The organism is Actinomadura flavalba DSM 45200 (assembly GCF_000374305.1).
Lineage (GTDB): Bacteria > Actinomycetota > Actinomycetes > Streptosporangiales > Streptosporangiaceae > Spirillospora > Spirillospora flavalba.
Window position 1 is genome coordinate 82,165 of record NZ_KB894093.1, and the last position, 23,545, is coordinate 105,709.

The following is a 23,545-nucleotide window of genomic DNA, read 5'->3' on the forward strand; positions in this document are numbered from 1 at the left end:
GCCGCGCGGCGCGTCAATCCTTGACCCGCGCGACGCCGGGCGTTTGCCGTTGCGGGGGAAGGTCTCCGGGCACCTGGAACCGATCCCGCGAGGTGGCCCGTGACGCGCCGACCCGGCGGCCGGCGGCGGCCGAGCATCCGGCGGCGCCTCACGCTGACGACGGTCCTCATCACGCTGCTGCTGTCCCTGGCCGTCTACGCGCTCATCCTGCTGCTGATCCAGCGGCAGGAGGTCGGGGTCCGCGAACGCGAGCTGGGCCGCGAGGCGCGGCGGCTCGTCGCGGTGATCCAGACGCGGAACCTCCCGCGCGACGGGCACCTGGTCGCCGATCCCGGCGCGCGGCTCCAGATCATCGACCCGGCCGGGCAGGTGGCCGCCGCCAGCGACGCCATGGTGGGCCGCCCGCCGGTCGCGTTCGCGCCCCCCGATCCCGAGGACGACCGCCGCGACGGCTCAAGCTGCACCGTCAACACGCCCGGCGACGAATGCGTGCAGATCGCGGTGATCCGCACCTACACCGCGGAGGGGTCATGGCTCGCGTACGCGCTGATGCCGTCCACCGGCCTGTTCCCCCGTCCCGCCGAGGCGCTGCTCAGCTCGCTGTGGATTCCGTTCGTCGTCGGGCTCGTCGGCCTGGGCACCTGGCGGTCGGCGGGCCGGACGCTGCGTCCGGTGGAGCAGATCCGCAGCGACCTGGACGAGATCACCGCGACCGACCTCCAGCGGCGCGTGTCCGTCTCGTCGGAGTACGAGGAGATCGGCCGCCTCGCCGAGACGGTCAACGCCACGCTGGACCGGCTGGAGGGGGCGGTGGCGCGGCAGCGCAGCTTCGTCTCCGACGTCTCGCACGAGCTGCGCAGCCCTCTCGCGGGGCTGCGCACCGAGCTGGAGCTGGCCTTGCAGGACGCCGACGGCGACCTGAAGGAGAGCCTGACGGCGTCGCTGCGCAGCGCCGACCGGTTGCAGGGCGTCGTGGAGGACCTGCTCGCGCTGGCCCGGCTGGAGGCCGCCGACAAGGGCCCCGCCGAGCCCGTCGACCTGCGCCGGCTGGCCGACGAGGAGGTGCTGCGCCGCCCGCACACCACGCAGGTCGTCGTGCCCGACGGCGATCCGGTGATCGTGCACGGTTCCCGCGAGCAGCTCGCGCGGCTGTTCACCAACCTCATCGACAACGCCGACCGGCACGCGCGCACCGAGGTCCGGCTGGACATCCGGCGGCTGCCCGGCGGGTACGCGATGGTGGAGGTCATCGACGACGGGCCGGGCCCCACGGCCATCGAGCGCGAGCAGGTGCGCGAGCGCTCGACGCGGCTGGCGGGGGCCGGGCACCGCGACGCGGGCGGCACCGCGCTGCGGCTCACGGTCGCGCGGGACATCGCGGTCGCGCACCGGGGTTCGCTCGACGTGGAGGACCGCGTGGACGGACGACCGGGCGCCCGGTTCGTCCTTCTTCTACCGGCGTGAGCAGTCCGTGATGGGAACGAGATCGAATACTTCCGAATTTATGGGACATATTGTCGTCGACCGTCGTCTCGCCCCAGGAGTCGCCATGCGCCTCGGATCAGTGGTCCTCGTCATCTGGCTCGTCATCGGAGGCATCGCCGCAGGACAGCGCGGCTACTTCAACGAGCGCCAGGAGAGCTGCGCCAGCCTCGCCACGCTCGGCCTCACCATCGTCGCGGGACCGCTCAACTACATGGGCGTCAACCCCAAGGTGAAGTGCAACACCCCGAAGCCCAGCGAGTGAGCTAGCCGCCCGGCTCGTAGCGGTAGCCGAGACCGCGCAGCGTCGTGATGACGCCCGGTCCGGCGCCGTGCTCGGCGAGCTTGCGCCGCAGCGCCGAGATGTGCACGTCCAGGGTCTTGGTGGGGCCGAACCAGTTCTCGTCCCAGACCCGGTCGATCAGCGTCTCGCGGGTGACGACCTCGCCCGCGCCCGCGACCAGGCACGCCAGCAGGTCGAACTCCTTCGGCCGCAGCCCGATCTCCGTCCCGTCGAACGCCGCGCGGCGGGCCGCGAGATCGAGGCTGAGCCGCCCGCGCGACAGGAACCGCTCGTCGGCGCGGGCGGCGTTGCTGCGCCGCAGGTGCGCGCGCAGCCGCGCCATCAGCTCCGTCAGCCGGAACGGCTTGGTGAGGTAGTCGTCGGCGCCCGCGTCGAGCGCGACGACGACCTCGAACTCGCGGGTGCGGGCCGTCAGCACCACGATGACCGCGTCGGGCAGCCGGGTGCGCAGCTTGCGGCACAGCGAGACGCCGTCGATGTCGGGGAGCCCGAGGTCGAGCAGGACGAGCGCGGGCGGCCGCGCGGCGGCGCGCTCCAGCGCGTCGGCGCCGTCGGGCGCCCACTCGGCCGCGTAGCCCTGCGCCGTCAGCGCCTCGGCCAGTTCGGTGCCGATGACCTCGTCGTCCTCCACGACGAGCAGGCGCTCCCCGCTCATACCGGACACCTTAGCGACCAGCGGGTTAACACCGCGCTCACCTAGAATCACCAGCGTGACAGGCTCCCCCGGGGCCCCGCTGCGGCGGCGCCTGCTGCTCACGATCACCGGCATCACGGCCGTCGCCGTGGTGCTGCTGACCATTCCGCTCGCCGTCGGCGCACGGGAGCTGTACCGGGCGCAGGCCGTCGCGACGCTGGAGCGGGACGCCGCCCGCGTCGCGGCGGGCGGGCTCACCGCGCGGCGCGTGCACGTCGGGCGGGCCATGACGGTCGGCATCTACCGGCCCGGCGGGGTGCGCGCGTCGGGGGCGGGCCCGGCGCGGTCGGCCGTCGCCGCCGCCACCGTCGACGGGCGCTCGCACCAGGCCGACGAGGCCGGGTCGCTGGCCGTCACCGCGCCGATCCCGGGCGGGCCGGGCAACGGCGACGTCGTCCGGGTGGCGCTGCCCAAACGCGTCATCGCGGCCCGCACCACCCGGGCGTGGACGGTCATGGTCGCGTGCGCGCTCGTCATCCTCGGCATGGCCGCGTTCGTCGCGCGCCGCCAGTCGCGGCGGCTGGCGCGCCCGCTGGAGCGGCTGACGCTGGCCGCGCAGGCGCTCGGCGACGGGGACTTCACCGTCCGCGCCGACCGGTCCGGGCTGCGCGAGGCCGACGAGGCCGGGCGCGCGCTGGAGGTGACGGCGCGGCGGCTCGGCTCGATGCTGGAGCGGGAGCGCGCGTTCAGCGCCGACGTCTCGCACCAGCTCCGCACCCCGCTCACCGGGCTGCTGCTCGGGCTGGAGGCCGCGCTGGAACGGCCCGGCGCCGACCTGCGCGACGCCGCGCGCAACGCCGTCCGGCGGGGCGAGCGGATGCGCGACATCATCGACGAGCTGCTGCTGCTCGCCCGCGACGCCGGGCCCGACCGCGCCCCGCTGGACGTCCCGGCGCTGCTGGACGACCTGAACGCCCGCTGGGAGGGCGTGGACCTGACCACGGCGGTGCACGGGACGCTGCCCGTCGTGCACGTGAAGACGTCGGCCGTCCGGCAGATCCTCGACGTGCTGGTGGACAACGCGGTCGAGCACGGCGCCGGGCCGATCACCGTGGAGGCCAGCGACATCGGCGGCGGGCTGGCGTTCGACGTCGCCGACCGGGGACCGGGCATCACCGGCCGCGAGGACGAGATCTTCGCGCGCCGCGCGGGCGGCGGCAACGGGCACGGCATCGGGCTCGCGCTGGCCCGGACGCTGGCCGAGGCCGAGGGCGGACGGCTGGTGCTGCGGCGGCCCGCGCCGCCGATCTTCACGCTGCTGCTGCCCGCGACGTGAGCGGTGGGCGCCGAGCCCCCGAGCCGGGCCCACCGCTCCGCACGGCGGGCCGCCGCTTCCCGCCCGGCTCCCCAACCCCAGAAGAGCAGCCGGGAGAGACGCGGCGGCCCGTGCGGCCACGGTAAACGACACCGGATAAGTCCCCGATCAGCGCAAGGTTAGCGACGCTCTAACCTTCCGCCCGACACGCCGCCGGAGCGCGCTCCCGGCGACGGGCTGTGACATAACGGTTGAGACTCGCGACCGAAACCGGTCTTGTACCCGGTTCGGGCGCCCTCTTATGTTCGTGGCCGCGTGCACTGGTGCTCGAACGCCCGCCCCAGCGCGCACGAACGCGCATCCCGACCTGGACATCGCAAAGGCGGAGATCAGATGAAACGACCCCTCCGGACGGCCCTCGCGGTCGGCCTCGCGGCCGTCCTCACCGCGAGCGGATGCGGCAAGGGCAGCTCGTCCGCCGGTGACGACGACGGCAAGACGATCCGGTTCGTCGCCGCGATCTACGACGACAACACCAAGCCCTTCTGGGAACGCCTCATCAAGGACTTCGAGGCCAAGAACTCCGGCTACAAGGTGAAGCTGGAGATGGTCGACTGGGAGACCATGGACTCCAAGGTCAAGACCTACGTCCAGACGAAGCAGGTCCCCGACGTCCTCAACTACAACGCGTTCTCCGACTTCGCCCGCGACGGCCTGATCTACAAGGCGTCCGAGGTGGTCTCGCCGCAGGTGCTCACGGACTTCACGCCGACGTTCGTCGAGCAGGCCAAGTACAAGGGCGAGCAGTACGGGCTGCCGTTCATCTCCAGCGCCCGCCTCCTCTTCTACAACGAGGACCTGTTCGCCAAGGCCGGTATCAACGGCGCGCCCAAGACGTGGGACGACGTGAAGAACGCCGCGCAGAAGATCAAGGCCAAGGGCGACATCGGCTACGGCCTGCCGCTCGGGCCCGAGGAGGCCCAGGCCGAGTTCTACTCCTGGGCCATGAACAACGGCGGCGGCTGGGTCGACGGCTCCGGCAAGTGGGCCATCGACCAGCCCGCGAACCTCGCGACGCTGAACTTCCTGCGCGACCTCACCAAGTCCGGCCTCACCCAGCCCAACCCCGAGGCCACCGACCGCAAGAAGGTCTTCAACCAGTTCGCCCAGGGCCGCATCGGCATGGCCATCGGCGGGCCGTTCACCCGCGCCGGGTTCATCGACCCCGTCAACAAGAACCTCAAGTTCAAGGTCGCGCCGCTGCCCAGCAAGAGCGGCGCCGAGCACAACACGCTCGGCGTCATGGACGTGCTCGCCGCGTTCAAGAAAGACGGCGACAAGAACCGGGAGGCCGTGAAGCGCTTCCTGGACTTCTTCTACCAGGCCGAAAAGACCTCGGAATTCCTCAAGCTGGAGGGCTTCCTCCCGGTCACCAAGTCGGCCGGGGACGCGCTCTCGTCCGACCCGTACATGAAGCAGTTCGTGGACGCGCTGCCGACGTCGAAGTTCGCGCCGACGACGAACCCGTCGTGGTCGGCCGTCGCGGGCGCGGTGAAGACCGACCTCGGGTCGGCCGTCGCCTCGCAGGAGCCGAAGACGGTGCTGGAGAAGATCCAGCAGACGGCCGAGAAGGCCGGCTGAGTTGGCCGCTTCTCCGCCGCGCCGGGGGGCGGCGCGTCCCGCCGCCTCCCGGCTCGCCCCGCTGCTGTGGCTCGGGCCGTCGCTGGTGCTCATCGCCGCCGTCGTGCTGTGGCCCGCCGTGGAGATGGTCCGCACGTCGTTCCTGCGGATCAGCTCGTCGGGGCTGACGCTCGGCGGCGCCGGGGCCGGCAACTACCGCGAGCTGTTCACCTCCGAGGCGCTGGTGCCCGTGCTGCTGCGGACGCTGCTGTGGGTCGGCGGGGTCGTCGGCGTCACGATGCTGCTGGCGCTCGGGCTCGGGCAGCTCCTGAACGCGCGGTTCCCGGGGCGGCGGGTCGTCCGGTGGGCGGTCATCGTGCCGTGGGCGGCGTCGGTGCTGATGACGGCGCTGATCTTCCGGTGGATGCTCGACAACGACTCCGGGCTGGTGAACCGCGTCCTGCTCGACCTCGGCGTCCTGGACGCGCCGGTCAACTGGCTGGCCGAGCCGGGGTGGGCGCTGTTCTGGATGATGACGGTCGCGGTGTTCGTGTCGCTGCCGTTCGCGTCGTTCGTGATCCTGGCCGGGTTGCAGGCGATCCCGCGGGACGTCTACGAGGCGGCGCGGGTGGACGGCGCCGGGTGGTTCACGACGTACGTGCGGATCACGCTGCCGATGCTGCGGCCCGCGCTGATCATCGCGTCGATCATCAATGTGATCAACGTCTTCAACTCGTTCCCGATCATCTGGGCGATGACGCGGGGCGGGCCCGGCAACGCCACCGACACCACGACGACGTACATGTACAAGATCGCGTTCGTGGAGCAGGACGTCGGCCAGTCGGCGGCGATGGCCGTGGTGAACTTCGGGCTCGTCCTGGTCATGGTCCTGCTGTACCTGCGCGTCACCCGGGAGGCCCGATGAGAGCCCGGACCGTCGCCGTCGCGGGGCTCGCGTGGCTCGTCGCGCTGGCGTTCCTGCTGCCGTACGCGCAGATGACGCTGACCGCGCTGACGCCCGAGCCGGAGCTGACCCGCTCCCCCGGCACGTACCTGCCGACGTCGTTCCGGTGGTCGAACTTCACCGAGGTGTGGTCGGCGTCGCCGCTGGCCACCCACCTCCAGGTGTCGATCACGGTGGCGGGCGCGTCGACGCTGCTGACGCTGGCGTGCGCGCTGCCCGCCGCGTACTACACGGCGCGCAACCGGTTCCGGCTGCGCGGCGCGTTCCTGCTGCTGGTCCTGGTGACGCAGATGTTCGCGCCGACCGCGCTCGTCATCGGCGTGTACCGGGAGATGGTCGCCCTGAACCTGACCGACACCCTCGAAGCGCTCATCCTGGTCAACGCGGCGTTCAACCTGCCGTTCTGCGTCTGGATTCTGCACGGGTACTTCTCCGCCATCCCGCGCGAACTGGAGGAGGCGGCGTTCCTGGACGGCGCGGGACGGCTCGGCGCGCTCACGCGCGTGACGCTGCCGGTGTCGCTGCCGGGGCTCGTGACGGCCGTCGTCTACACGTTCATCGCGGCGTGGAACGAGTACATCGTCGCGCTGACCGTCTCGGTGTCCGACAACCGGCGCCCGCTGACCGTCGCCATCCCCTCGTTCGTGACGCAATACCAGGAGCACTGGCAGTTCCTGTTCGCGGCGTCGCTGATCTCGATCGTGCCGGTCGTCGTGCTGTTCGTGTTCATCGAGCGGTACCTGGTCAGCGGCCTGACGGCGGGCTCGGTGAAGTGACCGTCGCCGCGCTGGACGTCGGCGGCACCACGATGAAGGGGTCGGTGCTGTCGGCGTCCGGCGCGGAGCTGTTCCGGCTGGACCGGCCGACGCCGCGCGCCGATCCGGTCGCGGGGGTGCTGGCGCTCGCGGCGGAGCTGGCGGCGGCGGTGCCCGGGGTGCGGGCGGTGGGGCTCGCGGTGCCCGGCCTGGTGGACGACGCGTCCGGCACGGCCGTCCGCTCGGTGAACCTCGGCTGGCGCGACGTCCCGCTGCGGGCGCTGGCCGCCGCGCGGCTCGGGCTGCCGGTCGCGGTCGGGCACGACGTCCGGCTGGGCGGGCTGGCCGAGGCGGAGCGGGGCGGGGGCGACTTCCTGTTCGTCCCGATCGGGACGGGCATCGCCGCCGCGCTCGTGCTGGACGGCGCGCCCTACGCGGGCGCGGCCGGGTGGAGCGGCGAACTCGGGCACCTCGTCGTCCGGCCGGGCGGCGAGCCGTGCGCGTGCGGCGCGGCGGGCTGCCTGGAGGCGTACGCGTCGGGCGCGGCGCTGGAGCGCCGGGGCGGCGCCCCGGCGGCCGAGGTGATCGCCCGCGCGGCGCGCGGCGACCGGGCGGCGGCGCGCGTCTGGTCCGAGGCCCTGGACGCCCTGGCCGACGCGCTGGCGCACGCCGTCGTCCTGCTGGACCCGTCCCGCATCGTCCTGGCGGGCGGCGTCGCCCAGGCCGCCGACGCCCTCACCGTCCCGATCACGACCCGCCTGGCGTCCCGCCTGACCGTCCGCCCCGCCCCACCCCTCACCACCACCCCCCTGGGCCCCCGCGCCGCCGTCCACGGCGCCGCCCTACTCGCCCACCGCCTCTAGAGTCCTCCCATGCGAAGGTCCTCCCGGCTCGCAGCCGTGCTGTGCGCCGTCCTCACGGCAGGCGGTGGCGCGGCCTGCGGCGCGGGCGAACCCCTCGATCCGTTCTGCGAGGGACGGGCCGGGCGGGCGCTGGACAGGCTGGAACGCGCCGCGCTGCCCCACCTGGACGGCGTGCGGTCCGTGGACAGGCTGGACGGCTGCGACTCCGGGGACGCCCCCTTCCTCGACATCACGTTCCGCGCGGGCATGCGGAAGGAGGCGGCGAGCGCGAGACTGGTGCGTTCGCCCTGGCGGGCGGCGTCGGCGAACGTCCGGGCCGACTTCGCGGATCTCACGGGTGACCTGGTGTACGAGACGTCTTTCGACACGCATGCGCTCGTCCTGGTCGTTTCCGATCGGGACGCGTGGGCGGGGGCGGGTGGGGTCGGGGTGTTCTATCGGGGAGATCGGTACTGAGAAAAGGTTCTGTGGGGGATGTCGAGAATGCGGGGGCGGCTTCGTCCCAGGCATGAGCGCGGCCGGAAGGGGTCGCCCCAGCATCGAGGAGACACGATGGCCAAGTACCTGCTGCTGAAGCACTACCGGGGTGCGCCGGCCTCCGTCAACGACGTCCCGATGGAACGGTGGACGCCCGAGGAGATCACCGCGCACGTCGCGTACATGAACGACTTCGCCGCGCGGCTGGAGCAGAGCGGCGAGTACGTGGACAGCCGGGCGCTCGCCCCCGAGGGGACGTGGGTGCAGTACGGCGGCGAGGGCAAGCCGCCCGTCACCGACGGGCCGTTCGCCGAGACCAAGGACCTCATCGCCGGGTGGATGATCATCGACGTCGACTCGTACGAGCGGGCCCTGGAGCTGGCCGGGGAGCTGTCGGCCGCGCCCGGCGCGGGCGGGCGCCCGATCCACGAGTGGCTGGAGCTGCGTCCGTTCCTGACCGAGCCGCCGACCGTCACCGAGTGAACGAGGCCCTGCTCCGGCGCCTCACGCCGGACGTCCTCGGCGTCCTCGTCCGTCGCGGAGCACCCTTCGCGGCGGCCGAGGACGCCGTCCAGGACGCCCTGGCCCAGGCGGTCCGCACCTGGCCGGACGGCGCGCCCGACGACCCGAAGGGCTGGCTGATCACGGTCGCGTGGCGCCGGTTCGTGGACGCGTCCCGCGCGGACGCCGCCCGCGTCCGCCGGGAGGAACGCGCGGCCGGGGAGCCGCCGCCCGGCCCCGCGTCCGGCGCGGACGACACGCTGTGGCTGTACTTCCTGTGCGCCCATCCGTCGCTGACGCCGTCGTCGGCGGTCGCGCTGACGCTGCGCGCCGTGGCGGGGCTGAGCACCCGCCAGATCGCCGGGGCCTACCTGGTGCCGGAGGCGACGATGGCGCAGCGCATCAGCCGGGCGAAACGCACCGTGTCGGGCGTCCGGCTCGACCGTCCCGGCGACGTGGCGACCGTCCTGCGCGTTCTGTACCTGGTCTTCAACGAGGGCTACTCGGGCGACGTGGACCTGTCCGCCGAGGCGATCCGGCTGACGCGGCAGCTCGCCGCGGCGGTCGACCATCCCGAGGCGTCGGGGCTGCTGGCGCTGATGCTGCTGCACCACGCGCGCCGTCCGGCGCGGACGACGCCGGACGGACGGCTCGTCCCGCTGGCCGAGCAGGACCGCACCCGCTGGGACACCGGGGCGATCGCCGAGGGCGTCGAGATCCTCCAGACGGCCCTGTCCCGCGACCGTCTCGGCGAGTACCAGGCGCAGGCCGCCGTCGCCGCCCTGCACGCCGACGCCCCCACGGCGGACGAGACGGACTGGCCGCAGATCGTCGAGTGGTACGACGAGCTGGTCCGGCTGACCGGCAACCCGATCGCGCGGCTCAACCGCGCCATCGCCGTGGGCGAGGCCGACGGCCCGCACGCCGGTCTGGCGGCGCTGGCCGCCCTCGACCCGGCCCTCCCCCGCCACACCGCCGCCTCCGCCTACCTGCACGAACGCGCGGGCGACCGCGCCACGGCGGCCCGCCTCTACACCGAGGCCGCCCACCAGGCCGCGACCCTCCCCGAACGCACCCACCTCACCCACCAGGCCGCCCGCCTGAACGCGACCGGCCCCTAGGCGTGTCGAGGCGGGCGGCGTCCGGGTGCGTGCGGCGCGAGGCGGAGGAGGAATGCGGCGATGCCCTGGCGCGTCAGGAGGGCAGGACGTCGTGGTCCGCCGGGTCGCGGGGCCGGGTGGCGGGGGCGGGGCGCGGGCGGCGGGTCAGGCGGATGTACGCCGCCGCGCCCAGGGCCGTCAGGGCGAGGATGATGAGGCGGACGGCGCCGCCTTCGGCCTGGCCGACGAGCCAGCCGATGGCGCACAGGGGCAGGCCCACGAGGAGAATGGCGGTGAGGCCGAGGAGGCGGGTGTGGCGGGCCGCGTCGTCTTCGTTCGCCGGTGGCATGAGATCAGCGTCGCGGAGCGGCACGAACGGCGGGTGAACGGCGTTCTACGGGTGGTGGGCGCGGAGTACGCGGTCACGTGCAGGTGAACCAGTGACGAGGGAGGTCGGCGTGTCCGCCGAAGCCGAAGCCGGGCCGGAGACCGGGACGGACGCCGCGTCCCGGACGCGGCGCGGGTTGTACGTGGGGTTCGTCGTCGTGGCGCTGGCCGTGGGCGCGCTGGACCAGGCGTCCAAGTACTGGGCCGAGTCGGCGCTCGCGGACGGCCGGGTGATCGACGGGATGCCGTTCTTCTCGTTCCACCTCGTCTACAACCCGGGCGCCGCGTTCTCCCTCGGTGAGAACTCCACCTGGATCTTCACGATCACGACCGGCCTCACCACGGCGGGCCTGCTGTACTTCGGCCGCCGCCTCACGTCGCTCCGCTGGGTTCTCGCGCTCGGCGTCCTGCTGGGCGGCGCCGCGTCGCACTTCGGTGACCGCCTCTTCCGCGCGCCGGGGCCCGGACGCGGCCACGTCGTCGACTTCATCGACTACAACGGCTTCTTCGTCGGCAACGTCGCCGACATCGCCATCGTCGGCGCCGCCGCCGCGATCGTCCTGCTCTCGGCCCTCGGCGTCCCCCACGACGACCGCACCCCGAAACCGGACGCGTCCGGCGAGGAACGCACCCCGGAACCGGATGTCCCCGAGAACGAACGCGCCCCGGCGCCGAACGTGTCCGGCGACGACCGCTAGGCGCCCCGTGGACGCGGCCCGTTCCTGCCTCCGTGAGGATCGGGCCGCGTCCGGGGCGGGCTAGACCAGGGCCTTCGGCTCCTGGGTGGCGAACTGCGTGGTGTGGAGTTCGGTGTAGCGGCCGTTGCGGGCCAGGAGTTCGTCGTGGGTGCCGTGCTCCACGACGCGGCCCGCCTCCAGGACGAGGATCTGGTCGGCCTGGCGGATCGTGGAGAGGCGGTGCGCGATGATGATCGCGGTGCGGCCCTCCAGGGCCTCGGTCAGCGCCTCCTGGACGGCGGCCTCCGACGTCGAGTCGAGGTGGGCCGTGGCCTCGTCGAGGATGACGACGCGGGGACGGGCCAGCAGCAGCCGCGCGATGGTGAGCCGCTGGCGCTCGCCGCCGGACAGCCGGTAGCCGCGCTCACCGACGAGCGTGTCGAGCCCGTCCGGCAGGGAGCGGATCAGCCCGGCGAGGCGGGCGCGGTCGAGGACGTCCCACAGGTCGTCCTCGGTGGCCTCGGGCCGGGCCAGCAGCAGGTTCTCGCGGATGGTCTCGTGGAACAGGTGGCCGTCCTGGGTGACCATGCCGAGCGTCGCGCGGATCTCGCTGAACGACAGGTCGCGGACGTCGACCCCGCCGAGCCGCACGCTGCCGGAGTCGACGTCGTACAGGCGCGGGAGGAGCTGCGCGATCGTGGACTTGCCCGCGCCGGACGACCCCACCAGCGCGACCGTCTGGCCGGGCCGGGCGTGGAACGAGACGTCGTGCAGGACGTCCTCGCCGCCGCGCGTGTCGAGCGTGGCGACCTCTTCGAGGGAGGCCAGCGACACCTTGTCGGCGGACGGGTAGGCGAACGTGACGTCGGTGAACTCGACGCCGACCGGTCCGTCGGGCACGCGGCGCGTCTGCGGCTTCTCGGCGACGAGCGGCTTGAGGTCGAGCACCTCGAAGACCCGCTCGAAGCTGACCAGCGCGCTCATGATCTCGACGCGGGCGCTGGCCAGCGCGGTGAGCGGCGCGTACAGCCGGGTGAGCAGCAGGGCGAGGGCGACGACGGCGCCCGCGTCGAGCTGGCCGCGCAGCGAGAAGAACCCGCCGAGCCCGTAGACGAGGGCGAGCGCCAGCGCCGACACCATGGTCAGCGCGGTGATGAACACGTGCTGGACCATCGCGGTGCGGACGCCGATGTCGCGGACGCGCCCGGCCCGCGCGGCGAACTCGGCGGACTCGCGGTCGGGGCGGCCGAACAGCTTGACGAGGGTGGCGCCGGGCGCGGAGAAGCGCTCGGTCATCTGGGTGCTCATCGCGGCGTCGTGCGCGGCGGCCTCGCGTTCGAGCCGGGCCAGCCGCTTGCCCATGCGGCGCGCGGGCAGCACGAACACCGGCAGCAGGACCAGCGCGAGCAGCGTGATCTGCCAGGAGATCGTCACCATGACGGCGAACGTCAGCAGCAGCGTCACCAGGTTGCTGACGACGCCGGACAGCGTGTCGCTGAACGCGCGCTGCGCGCCGATGACGTCGTTGTTGAGGCGGCTGACGAGCGCGCCGGTGCGGGTGCGGGTGAAGAACGCGACGGGCATCCGCTGGACGTGGTCGAACACGGCGGTGCGCAGGTCGAGGATCAGCCCTTCGCCGATGCGGGCCGACAACCACCGGTTGAAGAGCCCGAAGCCGCCTTCCAGCAGGGCCAGCACCGCGATGATCACGGCGAGCCGGATGACGACGTCGTTGGCGGCGCCGGTGGTGATCGCGTTGACGACGCGTCCGGCCAGGACGGGCGTCGCGACGGCCAGCACGGCGAGCGTGACGCTGCCGATGAGGAACAGGGTGAGCGGCCGGGCGTGCGGGCGCGCGAAGCCCCCCATGCGCTTGAGGGTGCGCCGCGAGAAGGGGCGCCCCTCCTGGGCGTTCATGGCGTGGTGCAGCGACATCCACGCGGTGACTTCCATGCTCATGCTCGTACCGCCGTCCAGTTCGGGTTCTCGCCACTCAGCCTGATACCTGTACTTAACTTGAGGTCAAGCCGGGTGACGCGTGACGATCGTCGCAGGGGGGTCTGACATTTTCCGGACCCCGGCGGGGGACGCTGGGAACATGGAAGAGAAGGACGCATGATCGACCTGGCGCGGGTCCGCGCGCAGACCCCCGGATGCGCCCGCGTCACGCACCTCAACAACGCCGGTGCGGCGCTGCCGCCCGCGCCGGTCATCGACGCGGTGAACCGGCACTTCGCGCTGGAGTCCACGATCGGCGGCTACGAGGCGGCCGAGGCGGCCGCCGCCGCGCTGGACGACTTCTATCCCGCCGTCGCCGCTCTCATCGGCGCCCGTCCCGACGAGATCGCCTACGTCGAGAACGCCACCCGCGCCTTCGACCTCGCCTTCTACGCGATCCCCTTCTCCCCCGGCGACCGCATCCTGACGACGGTCAGCGAGTACTCCAGCAACGCCATCGCCTACCGGCAGGTCGCGGACGCGACCGGCGCCGGGGTGGAGGTCGTCCCGGACGGGCCGGACGGGCTCGTCTCGCTCGACGCGCTCGCGGCGGCGCTGGCGCGGCCGGGCGCGCGGCTCGTCTCGCTGAACCACGTGCCGACGTCGAACGGGCTCGTCAACCCGGTCGCGGAGGTCGGGCGGCTGTGCCGCGAGGCGGGCGTGCTGTTCCTGCTGGACGCGTGCCAGTCGGTCGGGCAGCTCAGCGTTGACGTCGGCGCGATCGGCTGCGACCTGCTGTCCGCGACCGGGCGCAAGTTCCTGCGCGGCCCGCGCGGCACGGGGTTCCTGTACGCGCGGGCCGACGTGGCGCGAACGCTGGTCCCGCCCTTCCTGGACACGATGTCCGCGACGTGGCACCCCACCGGCGGCTACGAGATCCGGCCCGACGCGCGCCGCTTCGAGACGTGGGAGCGGAACATGGCGGGGCAGATCGGGCTCGGCGTCGCCGCCCGGTACGCGGCGGACGTCGGGATCGAGGCGATCGAGGAGCGCGTCACCGGGCTCGCCGCGCGGCTGCGCGCCGCGCTCGCCGAACGTCCCGGCGTGACCGTGCTCGACCGGGGGCCGCGACCGTCCGGGATCGTCACGTTCACCGTGGACGGGGTGGAGCCCGGAGCCGTCAAGGAGGCGCTGCGCGCCAAGGACGTCAACGTCAGCGTGACCCTCCCGCACGGCCACGGGTACGACCCCGGCGCCGTGCGGGAGGCGGTCCGCGCCTCGGTGCACTACTACAACTCCGAGGACGAGCTGGACACGCTGCTGGACGCGCTGCCGGTCACCGCTGGAACGCCGTGAAGCAGGCGGCGAACCCGGAGGCGGGCCGGAGGCCGGTCCCGTCCGGCACCACCGGCGCGGTGGAGTAGCGGACGCGGTCGGGACCGGAGCGCATCAGGGTGTTCGCGATGCGCTCGACGTCCCCCGGCCCTCCCGTCATCTGCGCGGAACCGGCGAACGCGGCGGCGAGCCGGGCGAGCCGGACCGGGTTCTTCGCGCGCTCCTGCGCGCGGACGGCGAGCGCGGCCAGCAGCCGGTGCCGGCGCTCGATCCGCTCCAGGTCGCCGCCGTCGCCCAGCCCCCTGCGCGTCCGGGCGTAGGCGAGGGCCCGCTCGCCGTCGAGCCGGTGCGTTCCCGCCGCGAGGCGCAGGCCGGACTTCGGGTCGTCCACCGCGTGCGGCACCGTGACGTCCACGCCCCCGACGGAGTCGACCAGCGCGCGGAACCCGCGGAAGTCCAGCGCGAACGCGTGGTCGACCGGCACCTTCGTCAGCAGCTGGACGGCGCGCACGGCGCAGTCGAGGCCGGACCCGGCCACGGCGCCAAGGCGGTCGGAGGTCCCGCACTTCGCCTCCGTGGGGCGCGCGCCGAGCCGCAGGTCGCGCGGGAGGCTGACGACCTGGGCGGGCGAGCCGTCGGCGGGGACGCGGGCCAGCGCGATCGAGTCGGCGCGGCGCCCGCCGTCCAGGCCGAGCAGCAGGACCGTCAGCGGCGCGCTCGCGGGGGCGGCGGCGGGCTCGTCGTTCCCGGTGCGCAGGACCGCCGGGACGAGCGCCAGCGCGGCCACGACGAACGCGGCGGTGACGACGGCGAGCAGCGGCAGCCGGCGGCGCGGGCGGGCGCCCTCGATGAGGCGGTGGCGCTGCCGGGCCAGGGTGGCGGGCGGCTCGTGCTCGAGGTCGGCGCCGAGGTCGCGGAGCAGGGTCAGGTCGTCGCGCATCGGTCAGACCTCCTTCGTGGGGTCGGTGCCGCCGAGCGCGGCGCGGACCTTGCGGCGGGCGCGGTTCAGGCGGGAGCGGACGGTGCCGACGGCGATGCCGAGCGCCTGCGCGGCCTCGGCGTAGGACAGGTCGGCCCAGGCGATGAGGAGCAGCACGTCGCGGTCGCGGCGCGGCAGGTCCTCCAGCGCGGCGGCGAGGGCGGGACGGGCGGCGTGCGCGGTGAGGGCGTCGTCCACGGCGTCCTCGGGGACGGCCTCGGCGGCGGCGGGCAGGCGGTGCAGGGCGCGGTAGCGGGCGGCCTCGTCGCGGTGGTGGCGGGCGACGAGCCTGGTCGCGATGCCGAACAGCCAGGGGCGCGCGTCATCGCGGGCCAGGTCGTAGCGGGCGCGGCGGCCGAACGCGACCAGGAACGTCTCGCCGACGACGTCCTCGGCGGGGCCGGGGCCGAGGCGGCGGGAGACGTAGCGGTAGAGCATGGCGGCGTAGCGGTCGAACAGGACGGCGAACGCCTCGGGGTCGGTGCGCGACCTGCGGACCAGCTCGGCGTCGGTCGGGACGCGGGGGGCGGCGTCCCGGGCGGGGGCTGCGGCGCTCATCGTGGTGACCATGGCATGGGAGGCCGACCCTCTCGTAGACGGCATGACGGACATGTATTGCCGTTCGGCCCCGGGCGGGTTCACGCATCGGACGACAAACATGATCACTAGTACGTAACGAAGCGCGCTTTCCGGTTAAGCTACGCATCTTCTGAGGACACGGGGGGTCCGGCGGCGACCGCTGGTCCATGGGGCAGGACGGGCGGGGAGGATCACGCCGTGAGCGATTCCAGGGACGACGACGCCACCGCGCGCCCGCCCACGACCGAGTTCCGCCGTGGCCGCCACGCCCGCCCGGCCGAGGACGACGTCGTCTTCGACGGCCGCGTCCCCGCCCCGTCCCACGGCACGCGCCCCGAACCCCTCCCGGCCGCTCCCGAGACCCCCGGCGCGGAGTCTCCCCCGGAGAACAGCACCCCGTCCCCCGAGCCCTCGCCGGGCGGTCCGGACGACGCGCCCCTCCCCCGTGCCGCCCGCCTGACCACCCCACCCGGCCCCGGCCCGACCTGGGAGGCCCGCCCCCAACAGGACACCGCAGAGAGCACAAGGCCGTCCTCCACGCCCCCGACCAGCACGGACGAGCCTGCTTCCGGCGAAGCCGGGACGACCACGGCGTCGGGCATGAACAGGGCGGCGCCGCCGGAATCCGCATCGACGGTGGCCGAGCAGCCCGAAGCCGGATCTTCGTCGGATGCTTCGCGGACGCGTCCGAACAGCTCGGAGGAGCTTGCCGCCGGACGGTACGCCCGAAGCGCGCCGTCCGGCACGGACCGGGCGGGTGCCGAGGACGGTGACGCGCGACGGGAGACCGGGCGGCACCGGGCCGGGGGTGCGGAGTTCGCGCGGGTGAGCGAGGGAGCCGCCTATCCGGTGACGGCGACGCTGGGGCGGGACGCGCTGCCCGCGTCGGCGTCCGGGCAGTGGGCGACGCCCTGGGCGGGCGAGGCCCTGCCGGTGGACGACGCCCCGCCGGTCGGCGGAACGCCGCAAGCGGACGAGGACGATGCGAGTCGCAGGCGGCGGCGGTGGCCGTTCGTCGTCGTGCTGGTGGCGGTGCTGCTCGTCGCGGGGGCCGTGGCCGGGCAGTTGCTGCGGCCCGTGCCCGAACCCCGGCTGCGGCTGGCGCTGCCCGCGACGCACACGTTCGCGGGGAGGGCGCCCACGCTGGCGTGGCCGTCCACCGGGCAGGCGGCGGTGCACGTCGAGGGGCTCGGCACGATGGGGTCGTCCGGCGCGGGCACGCCGATTCCCACGGCCAGCGTCGCCAAGGTCATGACCGCCTACGTGTACCTGCGCGACCATCCCCTCGCCGACGGCGAGGACGGCCCGGTGCGGGCCGTGTCCGAGGAGGGCGTCTCCGAACTGCCCGGACGCGTCGCGCGGGACGAGTCGCGGCTCGGCATCACGTCCGGGCAGCGGCTCAGCGAGCGCAAGGCGCTGGAGTCGGTGCTGCTCATCTCCGCGAACGACGTGGCCGTCGAGCTGGCCCGCTGGGACTCCGGCGGCGACGTGCCCGCGTTCGTCGCGAAGATGAACGAGGCCGCGCGGCAGCTCGGCATGACCTCGACGACGTACACCGACCCGGCCGGGTACGACGCCGCGACCGTCAGCACACCCGCCGACCAGGTGCTGCTGCTGCGCGCCGCGATGCGCGTCCCGGCGTTCGCGCGGATCGTCGGGCAGCGCGTCTTCGACCCCGAGGACGGCACCGGGGCCAGGAACAACGGCAACGTCCTGCTCGGGCGGCTCGGCGTCATCGGCGGCAAGACCGGCTACACCGACCGGGCGGGCGGGAACTTCGTGTTCGCCGCCCGGCACCGCGTCGGCGGCGTCAGCACGCTCGTGTACGGCGCGGTCATGGGGCAGCGGTCGACGAGCGCCATGGCGGCGATGGCCGTCGCGCAGCAGCTCGTCACCGGCGCCGAGCGGGCCCTGACGGCGACCCGGCTCGCCCCGGCGGGCGAGGTCGTCGCGCAGGTGGACGACGGCCTCGGCGGGCGCACCCCGCTGCGCGCCGCCGCGCCGGTCACGGTCGTCGGCTGGCCGGGCCTGACGGTCCCGGTGCGGGCGGACGGCGACCCGCCGCACCGCGCCGCCACCGGCACGACGGTCGGCGTGCTGCGCGCCGGGCCGTCCCGCGTCGATCTCACTCCGGCCCGTCCGCTCGACGGCCCGTCCCTCCAGCACCGTCTCCTGCGTCTCCGCTGACGGCGCCGGAGTACAGGGCGGCGAGGAAGCGGATCAGGAGGGCTTCGCGGGTCGCGGGCGGGAGGGCGTCGAGGACGGCGTTGACGGTGGCCATGCCGCCGCCGTCGCCGGGGCCGACGGAGTCGAGCAGGGCGGCGAAGTCCCGGTCGGTGAGGGTGTCGAGGTCGAGGGCGAGCAGCGTCGCGACCAGGTCGTCCGGCGCGGGGGGCGGGCCGGTCCGGCGGGCGTGCGCGGCGGCGGTGGCCAGCGCGTCCAGCATCGCCGCCACCCCGGATTTGCTGACACCCGTGAGGGTGAAGTGCAGGTTCGCCGGGATGCCCTGATAGGAGAGCTGCGGCTGGAAGAACCAGCCCTGCTCGCGGGCGGCGTCCGCGATCGTGAAGACGTTCAGCGCCGGGTCGCCGGACGCGACCGCGACCAGCGGCGCGTCCGGCTCGCCCAGCACGTACAGGCCGGGGATGTCCGCGACGCCCGCGCGGAGCCGGTCGGCGGCGTCCATCGCGGCGACGGCCAGGTCGCGGTATCCGGCGGCGCCGACGGCGTGCAGCGTCGTCCAGGCGGCGCCGAGCGGGCCCGCGCTGCGGCTGCTCTGCACGGTGGCGTTGATGACGGTGTAGCCGGGCCACGCGGCGGACGCGAAGTACGCGCGGCGGCGCAGCGCCTCGTCGGTGAACAGCACGACCGAGGCGCCTTTGGGCGCGTACCCGTATTTGTGGAGGTCGCAGGACAGAGAGCTCACACCGGGCACCGCGAGGTCGAACGGCGGAACGTCGCGTCCGGCCTCGCGCAGCCACGGCAGCACCCAGCCGCCGACGCACGCGTCCACGTGGCAGAGCAGGCCCGCGCCGGCGGCGAGCGCGGCGATCTCCGCGACGGGGTCGAGCACGCCGTGCGGGTAGGACGGCGCCGACGCCACGACGAGTACGGTGCGCGGCGTGAACGCGGCGGCCATCGCCGCCGGGTCGGCCCGGAACGTGGCGGGATCGACCGGGACGTGCCGGACGTCCATCCCGAGGTAGTGCGCGGCCTTGGCGAACGCCGGATGCGCCGTCGAGGGCACGACGATCTCGGGCCGCCCCTCGACCGGCCGCGCGTCCCGCGCCGCCTTCACCGCCAGCATGATCGACTCGGTGCCGCCGCTGGTGAAGACGCCGGGCGTGGCCGCGTCGCCGCCGAGCCGGCCCGCGACGGCCGCGACCAGGTCGCGTTCCAGCGCGACGATGCTCGGGAACGCCGTCGGGTCCAGGCAGTTGACCTCCAGCATCTCCAGGTAGGCGCGGGCCGCCGCGTCGTGCACGTCGGCGCGGCCGGTGTCGTAGACGTAGGCGGTGACCTTGCCGCCGCGCACCGGCAGGTCGCCGTTCCGCAGCCGGGTGAGCTGTTCGAGCAGATCGTCCACCGGGCGGCCGGTTTCAGCCAGGGACATCGGATTCCTTCCGGTCGCGCGCGGCGAGGCGGTGGTAGGCGAGCAGCGGGACGACGCTGAGCGCGAGCAGCAGGGCCGGGACGAGCGTGAACCCGGCGGTGAGCCCGGTCAGCGCCGAGTCCGGCTGCCGGACGGGCGTCTCCAGGTCGGCGGAACGGAACGCGGTCACCGCGAGCAGCGCGGCGAAGACGCCGGGCCCGAGCGCCATCGCGCCGGTCTCGGCGGCCGTCCACAGGCCGGTGAACGCGCCGGACTGGGCGTGCCCGGTGCGGTGCGCGTCGGCGCGGACGGTCTCGGGCAGCAGCGACAGCGGCAGGAGCTGCACGGCGGCGTAGCAGACGCCGACGAGCGCGGTCAGCGCGAGCGCGGCGCCGCGCGCGCCGCCCGCGACGGCCGGGTACAGCGCGGCGGCGGCGAGCGCGAACAGCGTCACGGCCGCGACGTAGCAGGGGACGTGCCCGAACCGGCGGGCCAGCACCCGCCACAGCGGGACGGCGACGGCGCTCGGCCCGACCAGGCAGACGAACATCACCGACGTCAGGCCGTAGCCGCCGAGCCGGTAGGCGGCGGCGTAGGGCGCGCCCGCGAGCATGACGGCGACGGCGAGGGACTGCGCGGCGAACGCGGCGAGCAGCGCGAAGAAGGGCCGGTTCCCGCGCGCGGTGCGGAAGGCGGCGGCGAGCCCGAGCGGCTGCGGGCCCGGCCGGGACGGCACCCAGCGCGTCGCGAGGGTGGTCGCGACCATCGCGGCGCCCATGACGAGCCCGATGACGGCCCCCATGAGCAGGTAGCCGCCGCGCCCGCCGCCCGCGGCGTCCACCAGGACGGGCGCGAGCCCGCCCGCGAGGAGGATGCCGATCGTCAGCGCGACGATGCGCCAGGCCATCGCGCGTCCCCGCTGGTCGGCGTGCGGGGAGATCTCGGCGGGCAACGCGACATAGGGCACCTGGAAACAGGCGAACGCGCTCGCGGCCAGCAGAAAGGCCGTCCCCGCCCAGAGCGCCGCGACCACCTCCGAGTCGCCGGGAACCGCGAACATCGCGGCGAACAGCACGGGCAGGGAGAACGCGCCCACCGCGAGCAGCCGGGTGCGGCGGCCCGTCCGGACGGCCTCGCGGTCGCTGACCGCCCCGATGACCGGGTTGAGCAGGACGTCCCAGGCTTTCGGCACGACCAGCACGAACCCGGCGACCAGGGCGGACACCCCGAGCACGTCGGTCAGGTAGTACAGCAGCAGAAGCCCCGGAACGGCCGAGAAGACGCCGGTGCCCACAGATCCGGCGCCGTAGCCGAGCAGGCGCCGCCGCGACAACCGCTCGGGGGAGGTCACGGCGCGTCCGGGAGGTCGAGGAGGCGGGCGATGACGCGGTGCAGATGCGCGCGGAACCGTCGCACCTCGCCCGGCGACCCGGGCCCGCGCCGCCCACCGGCCCCCGGGACGCCGCCCGCGCAGAAGCCGTGCGTCGACCAGACGACCGTCATCACCGCGTACTCGGCGTCGGCGTCCGGCGCGACCGCGCGGACGGCCGCGGCGGCGCGGTCGATGAGCGGGCGCGCGTACCGGCGCTCCAGGTCGGCGATGTCGGCGGCGTCGGACTGCCAGCGGTGCACCCACAGCGCGGGGACCTCGGGATGCTCGACGCAGAAGTCGATGTAGGCGTCCAGCAGCGCGCGCACTCCGGCGGCGTCGGGCGTGAACGACGCGACCGCGTCCTCCAGAACGGCACGTTCCAGGCGGTGGGCACGTTCCATGACGGACAGGTACAGATCACGCTTGCCGCCCGCGTGGTACGCGACGGTCGCGATGTTCAGCCCGGCGGCGTCCGCGATCTGCCGAGTGGAGGTGCCGTCGTAGCCGAGCGCGGCGAACAGCCGGGTCGCCGCGGCGAGGATGCGCGCGGCCGGAGCGTCGTCCGGGGCGTCGGGCATGCCGCACTGTAAGCGGCGCCCGCGCGCCCCGTCAATCGCTTGATGGAGAGGCGGCCGGCTCCGTGTCCTGCGGCGAACTCAGCCACACCGTCAGCACCATCTCCATCTCCAGCCGCGACTCGGGGTCGTAGAGCTGGTCACCGAAGAGCTCTTCGAGCTGATGCAGGCGGTACCGGACGGTCTGCGGGTGAACGTGCAGACGTGTGGCTACTTCGGTGGCGTTGAACCCGTTCTGGAGGCAGGACAGCAGCGTCCGCACCAGCCGTTCCCGATGCCGGGGACGGACGGTCCGCAGCGGCGCGAGCCGCAGGTCTGCGACGGCCCGGACCAGTTCCTCGTCCTTGAACACCACCAGCGCGGGCATGTGGTCGGCGCAGCGGATCAGCCCGTCCACCGGCAGCACGCCGCGCCGCGCCAGCGGCAGCGCCTCGCGCGCCCAGCGCATCGACTTGGCCGCGTCCTCGGTGCGGACGGTCGGGCCGACCGCCGCGACCCAGTCGCGCAGCGCGGTCTCCAGGACGCGGGCGCGGCCCGGCCCGTCCGGATCGGGGATGATCAGGCACGGTTCGCGGCGGTTGATGTCGGCGAGCACGTCCGGCGGCAGCGACGGCGCGCTGAACGGCTCCTTGCCCCGCTCGTACAGCACGACCGCCGCGACCGTGCGCGGCACCCGCCACTGCGCCAGCCGCGCCAGGTCCGCGACGGCCTGCGGCGCGGCGGGCGGTTCGGCGAGCAGCAGGTCGAGCAGCCTGCGGCGGCGGTGCTCCAGCTCGCCCGCCTCCTGCTCGCGGGCCTTGGTGTAGCCGTCGGTCGCCGCGCGGGCGATCTCGTCCAGGAACGCGAAGATGGCCTCGGCGATGCTGGCCAGCGTCCGCCGCGAGATGTTGTAGCGCTCGGACTCCGACGCCAGCCGCCGCCAGGCGACCCGCGCCCCCAGGCGCAGCGACGTCTGGAGGACGTCCAGGTTGCGGCCCTCGCGGGCCTCGGCCCAGCCGATCTCCCGGTAGACCGCGACGACCGGCTCCCACGAGCTGTCGGGGTCCATGATGAGGTCGGTGAACTGGCGCAGCGCGCCCTCGACGGCCAGCCGAACGAGCCGGGCGTACTCCTCGTCCTGCGGGCGGGAGTACTCGGGTATCCCGGCCAGGATCTCCTCGATCATCTCCTCGGCCAGCGCGTCCAGATGCGGCCGGAACAGCTCGGAGACCTCTCCGGGCACGCCGACCCACGGTTTGAGCGGCGAACGTTCCTGCGTCGTCGTCACCGTGACTCCTCCCGATCCTCGTCGGAACGTACCTCCGGGGATCGGCACGGGCTAAGGGCTCATCGACGCAATCGACGCCCCGTTTTGTCAACCGGCTGACAACGCGGGCGCCTGTTCGGCGCGGACGCGCGCCCGGCACATGACACCCGGGCGCAGGTCGGCGGCGCGCCTCACGGCGCGATGGGACCGGCCTCCGCGACGCCCGCGAACGCGCCCGCCAGCACCAGCCGCCCCGCCGTGCGCACCATCGCCCGCACCTCGTCCACGGGGCGGCGCAGCGACGTCAGGCTCACCAGCGCCGCCAGCAGCACGTGCCCGAGGACGATCTCGACGTCCTCGCGCTCGGGCACCGGATCGCCGATGGCCGCCGCGAGGCGGTCCCGGACGAACAGGAACAGCACGGTGCGGGCGTCGTCCACGCTGGGGTCGTCGGACGTGACCGCCTGGATGATCGTGGACGTCAGCGTCAGCTCGCCGGCCGCGACGACGACGATCCGCTCCAGCAGCGCCGTCAGCCGCTCCACCGGGGTGCCGCCCACGGCGACGGCCTCGATGTCGTGCGTCATGCGGTGCGCCCACGCGGCGGCGACCTCGGTGAGCAGGTGGTCCTTGGTGGCGAAGTACCGGTAGACGGTGGCGCGCGCGACGCCCGCGCGGTCGGCCACGTCGTGCATCGTGACGGCGTGGTAGCCGCCCTCGTCGGCGAGGTCGCGGGCGGCCGCCACGAGACGTTCCCGGCGCGCCTGCTGCTCCTTGGACAGGCTGCGCGTCACGGTGAAGCGCGCACTCTCGCTCATGCGTCCGGCCGTTCCGTCCCGGGGCGCGACGC

At 74.2% G+C, this 23,545-nt stretch carries 23 protein-coding genes; 13 read left to right on the top strand and 10 right to left on the bottom strand.

What is annotated here, in order from left to right; genetic code table 11:
* Positions 1–99 precede the first annotated feature (99 nt).
* A complete protein-coding gene (locus C229_RS0100380; protein ID WP_018653095.1) occupies positions 100–1,464 on the top strand; it encodes a sensor histidine kinase in 1,365 nt (454 codons plus the stop codon).
* Between the two features lie 85 nt (positions 1,465–1,549).
* A complete protein-coding gene (locus C229_RS0100385) occupies positions 1,550–1,747 on the top strand; it encodes a hypothetical protein (protein ID WP_026313331.1) in 198 nt (65 codons plus the stop codon).
* A gap of 1 nt (position 1,748) precedes the next feature.
* On the opposite strand, the gene C229_RS0100390 is transcribed toward C229_RS0100385, so the two are convergent.
* Positions 1,749–2,441 carry a response regulator transcription factor gene (locus C229_RS0100390; protein ID WP_018653097.1) on the bottom strand — a complete coding sequence of 231 codons (693 nt, stop codon included), beginning with the start codon at positions 2,439–2,441 and terminating at the stop codon, positions 1,749–1,751.
* A gap of 55 nt (positions 2,442–2,496) precedes the next feature.
* Between C229_RS0100390 and C229_RS0100395 the strand changes: the two genes are divergently transcribed.
* The 8 genes from C229_RS0100395 to C229_RS0100430 all read left to right on the top strand — a co-directional run bounded on the left by C229_RS0100395 (position 2,497) and on the right by C229_RS0100430 (position 10,036).
* The gene (locus C229_RS0100395; protein ID WP_018653098.1) at positions 2,497–3,756 is read left to right on the top strand and encodes a sensor histidine kinase; all 1,260 of its coding nucleotides are present in this window, start codon (positions 2,497–2,499) and stop codon (positions 3,754–3,756) included.
* Between the two features lie 372 nt (positions 3,757–4,128).
* On the top strand, positions 4,129–5,376 hold the full coding sequence (locus C229_RS0100400) for an extracellular solute-binding protein (protein WP_018653099.1): 1,248 nt from the start codon (positions 4,129–4,131) through the stop codon (positions 5,374–5,376).
* Between the two features lies 1 nt (position 5,377).
* Complete coding sequence (locus C229_RS28905; RefSeq protein ID WP_018653100.1) at positions 5,378–6,280, top strand: carbohydrate ABC transporter permease; 903 nt, start codon at positions 5,378–5,380, stop codon at positions 6,278–6,280.
* Positions 6,277–7,095, top strand: a complete 819-nt coding sequence (locus tag C229_RS0100410) for a carbohydrate ABC transporter permease (protein ID WP_018653101.1) — start codon at positions 6,277–6,279, stop codon at positions 7,093–7,095. Before C229_RS28905 ends, C229_RS0100410 begins: the two co-directional genes overlap by 4 nt.
* Entirely contained in the window at positions 7,092–7,937 is an 846-nt protein-coding gene (locus C229_RS0100415; RefSeq protein WP_018653102.1) for an ROK family protein, read from the top strand. Before C229_RS0100410 ends, C229_RS0100415 begins: the two co-directional genes overlap by 4 nt.
* Before the next feature lie 9 nt (positions 7,938–7,946).
* A complete protein-coding gene (locus tag C229_RS0100420; RefSeq protein WP_155884513.1) occupies positions 7,947–8,393 on the top strand; it encodes a hypothetical protein in 447 nt (148 codons plus the stop codon).
* A 96-nt stretch (positions 8,394–8,489) separates the two neighbouring features.
* The gene (locus tag C229_RS0100425) at positions 8,490–8,897 is read left to right on the top strand and encodes a YciI family protein (protein ID WP_018653104.1); all 408 of its coding nucleotides are present in this window, start codon (positions 8,490–8,492) and stop codon (positions 8,895–8,897) included.
* Complete coding sequence (locus C229_RS0100430) at positions 8,894–10,036, top strand: RNA polymerase sigma factor (RefSeq protein ID WP_018653105.1); 1,143 nt, start codon at positions 8,894–8,896, stop codon at positions 10,034–10,036. The genes C229_RS0100425 and C229_RS0100430 overlap by 4 nt, the downstream gene beginning before the upstream one ends.
* 73 nt (positions 10,037–10,109) lie before the next feature.
* Here C229_RS0100430 and C229_RS0100435 read toward each other — a convergent pair whose 3' ends face one another.
* Positions 10,110–10,364: a hypothetical protein gene (locus C229_RS0100435; protein ID WP_018653106.1), complete on the bottom strand. Its 255-nt coding sequence runs from the start codon at positions 10,362–10,364 to the stop codon at positions 10,110–10,112.
* Between the two features lie 109 nt (positions 10,365–10,473).
* Here C229_RS0100435 and C229_RS28910 point away from each other — a divergent pair, with 109 nt between their 5' ends.
* Positions 10,474–11,100, top strand: coding sequence for a signal peptidase II (locus C229_RS28910; RefSeq protein WP_018653107.1), 627 nt, complete (start codon positions 10,474–10,476; stop codon positions 11,098–11,100).
* A gap of 60 nt (positions 11,101–11,160) precedes the next feature.
* Here C229_RS28910 and C229_RS0100445 read toward each other — a convergent pair whose 3' ends face one another.
* On the bottom strand, positions 11,161–13,038 hold the full coding sequence (locus tag C229_RS0100445; protein WP_026313332.1) for an ABC transporter ATP-binding protein: 1,878 nt from the start codon (positions 13,036–13,038) through the stop codon (positions 11,161–11,163).
* Positions 13,039–13,194: 156 nt separating this feature from the next.
* Between C229_RS0100445 and C229_RS0100450 the strand changes: the two genes are divergently transcribed.
* Positions 13,195–14,373, top strand: coding sequence for an aminotransferase class V-fold PLP-dependent enzyme (locus tag C229_RS0100450; RefSeq protein ID WP_018653109.1), 1,179 nt, complete (start codon positions 13,195–13,197; stop codon positions 14,371–14,373).
* On the opposite strand, the gene C229_RS32425 is transcribed toward C229_RS0100450, so the two are convergent.
* Together C229_RS32425 and C229_RS0100460 are read right to left on the bottom strand one after the other, a co-directional pair.
* Positions 14,354–15,292 carry an LCP family protein gene (locus C229_RS32425; RefSeq protein WP_018653110.1) on the bottom strand — a complete coding sequence of 313 codons (939 nt, stop codon included), beginning with the start codon at positions 15,290–15,292 and terminating at the stop codon, positions 14,354–14,356. The genes C229_RS0100450 and C229_RS32425 overlap by 20 nt on opposite strands.
* Before the next feature lie 3 nt (positions 15,293–15,295).
* Entirely contained in the window at positions 15,296–15,889 is a 594-nt protein-coding gene (locus C229_RS0100460) for an RNA polymerase sigma factor (protein WP_051108901.1), read from the bottom strand.
* Positions 15,890–16,108: 219 nt separating this feature from the next.
* On the opposite strand from C229_RS0100460, the gene C229_RS0100465 reads away from it, so the two are divergent.
* Complete coding sequence (locus tag C229_RS0100465) at positions 16,109–18,097, top strand: hypothetical protein (protein WP_240487030.1); 1,989 nt, start codon at positions 16,109–16,111, stop codon at positions 18,095–18,097.
* On the opposite strand, the gene C229_RS0100470 is transcribed toward C229_RS0100465, so the two are convergent.
* From C229_RS0100470 to C229_RS0100490, 5 genes are all read right to left on the bottom strand, one after another.
* Positions 18,036–19,523, bottom strand: a complete 1,488-nt coding sequence (locus C229_RS0100470; RefSeq protein WP_033423876.1) for a pyridoxal phosphate-dependent decarboxylase family protein — start codon at positions 19,521–19,523, stop codon at positions 18,036–18,038. The genes C229_RS0100465 and C229_RS0100470 overlap by 62 nt on opposite strands.
* On the bottom strand, positions 19,510–20,853 hold the full coding sequence (locus C229_RS0100475; RefSeq protein ID WP_018653114.1) for an MFS transporter: 1,344 nt from the start codon (positions 20,851–20,853) through the stop codon (positions 19,510–19,512). Before C229_RS0100475 ends, C229_RS0100470 begins: the two co-directional genes overlap by 14 nt.
* A complete protein-coding gene (locus tag C229_RS0100480; protein ID WP_018653115.1) occupies positions 20,850–21,452 on the bottom strand; it encodes a TetR/AcrR family transcriptional regulator in 603 nt (200 codons plus the stop codon). Before C229_RS0100480 ends, C229_RS0100475 begins: the two co-directional genes overlap by 4 nt.
* Positions 21,453–21,483: 31 nt before the next feature.
* Positions 21,484–22,716 carry a PucR family transcriptional regulator gene (locus C229_RS0100485; protein WP_018653116.1) on the bottom strand — a complete coding sequence of 411 codons (1,233 nt, stop codon included), beginning with the start codon at positions 22,714–22,716 and terminating at the stop codon, positions 21,484–21,486.
* 170 nt (positions 22,717–22,886) lie between these two features.
* Positions 22,887–23,513, bottom strand: a complete 627-nt coding sequence (locus C229_RS0100490; RefSeq protein WP_018653117.1) for a TetR/AcrR family transcriptional regulator — start codon at positions 23,511–23,513, stop codon at positions 22,887–22,889.
* Positions 23,514–23,545 lie beyond the last annotated feature (32 nt).

Excerpts from the sequence above, each read along its gene's own strand:
- C229_RS0100385 (WP_026313331.1), top strand. The coding sequence starts at position 1,550 with ATGCGCCTCGGATCAGTGGTCCTCGTCATCTGGCTCGTCATCGGAGGC.
- C229_RS0100390 (WP_018653097.1), bottom strand. The coding sequence starts at position 2,441 with ATGAGCGGGGAGCGCCTGCTCGTCGTGGAGGACGACGAGGTCATCGGC.
- C229_RS0100400 (WP_018653099.1), top strand. The coding sequence starts at position 4,129 with ATGAAACGACCCCTCCGGACGGCCCTCGCGGTCGGCCTCGCGGCCGTC.
- C229_RS0100410 (WP_018653101.1), top strand. The coding sequence starts at position 6,277 with ATGAGAGCCCGGACCGTCGCCGTCGCGGGGCTCGCGTGGCTCGTCGCG.
- C229_RS0100420 (WP_155884513.1), top strand. The coding sequence starts at position 7,947 with ATGCGAAGGTCCTCCCGGCTCGCAGCCGTGCTGTGCGCCGTCCTCACG.
- C229_RS0100425 (WP_018653104.1), top strand. The coding sequence starts at position 8,490 with ATGGCCAAGTACCTGCTGCTGAAGCACTACCGGGGTGCGCCGGCCTCC.
- C229_RS0100435 (WP_018653106.1), bottom strand. The coding sequence starts at position 10,364 with ATGCCACCGGCGAACGAAGACGACGCGGCCCGCCACACCCGCCTCCTC.
- C229_RS0100445 (WP_026313332.1), bottom strand. The coding sequence starts at position 13,038 with ATGAGCATGGAAGTCACCGCGTGGATGTCGCTGCACCACGCCATGAAC.
- C229_RS0100450 (WP_018653109.1), top strand. The coding sequence starts at position 13,195 with ATGATCGACCTGGCGCGGGTCCGCGCGCAGACCCCCGGATGCGCCCGC.
- C229_RS32425 (WP_018653110.1), bottom strand. The coding sequence starts at position 15,292 with ATGCGCGACGACCTGACCCTGCTCCGCGACCTCGGCGCCGACCTCGAG.
- C229_RS0100460 (WP_051108901.1), bottom strand. The coding sequence starts at position 15,889 with ATGAGCGCCGCAGCCCCCGCCCGGGACGCCGCCCCCCGCGTCCCGACC.
- C229_RS0100470 (WP_033423876.1), bottom strand. The coding sequence starts at position 19,523 with ATGTCCCTGGCTGAAACCGGCCGCCCGGTGGACGATCTGCTCGAACAG.
- C229_RS0100480 (WP_018653115.1), bottom strand. The coding sequence starts at position 21,452 with ATGCCCGACGCCCCGGACGACGCTCCGGCCGCGCGCATCCTCGCCGCG.
- C229_RS0100490 (WP_018653117.1), bottom strand. The coding sequence starts at position 23,513 with ATGAGCGAGAGTGCGCGCTTCACCGTGACGCGCAGCCTGTCCAAGGAG.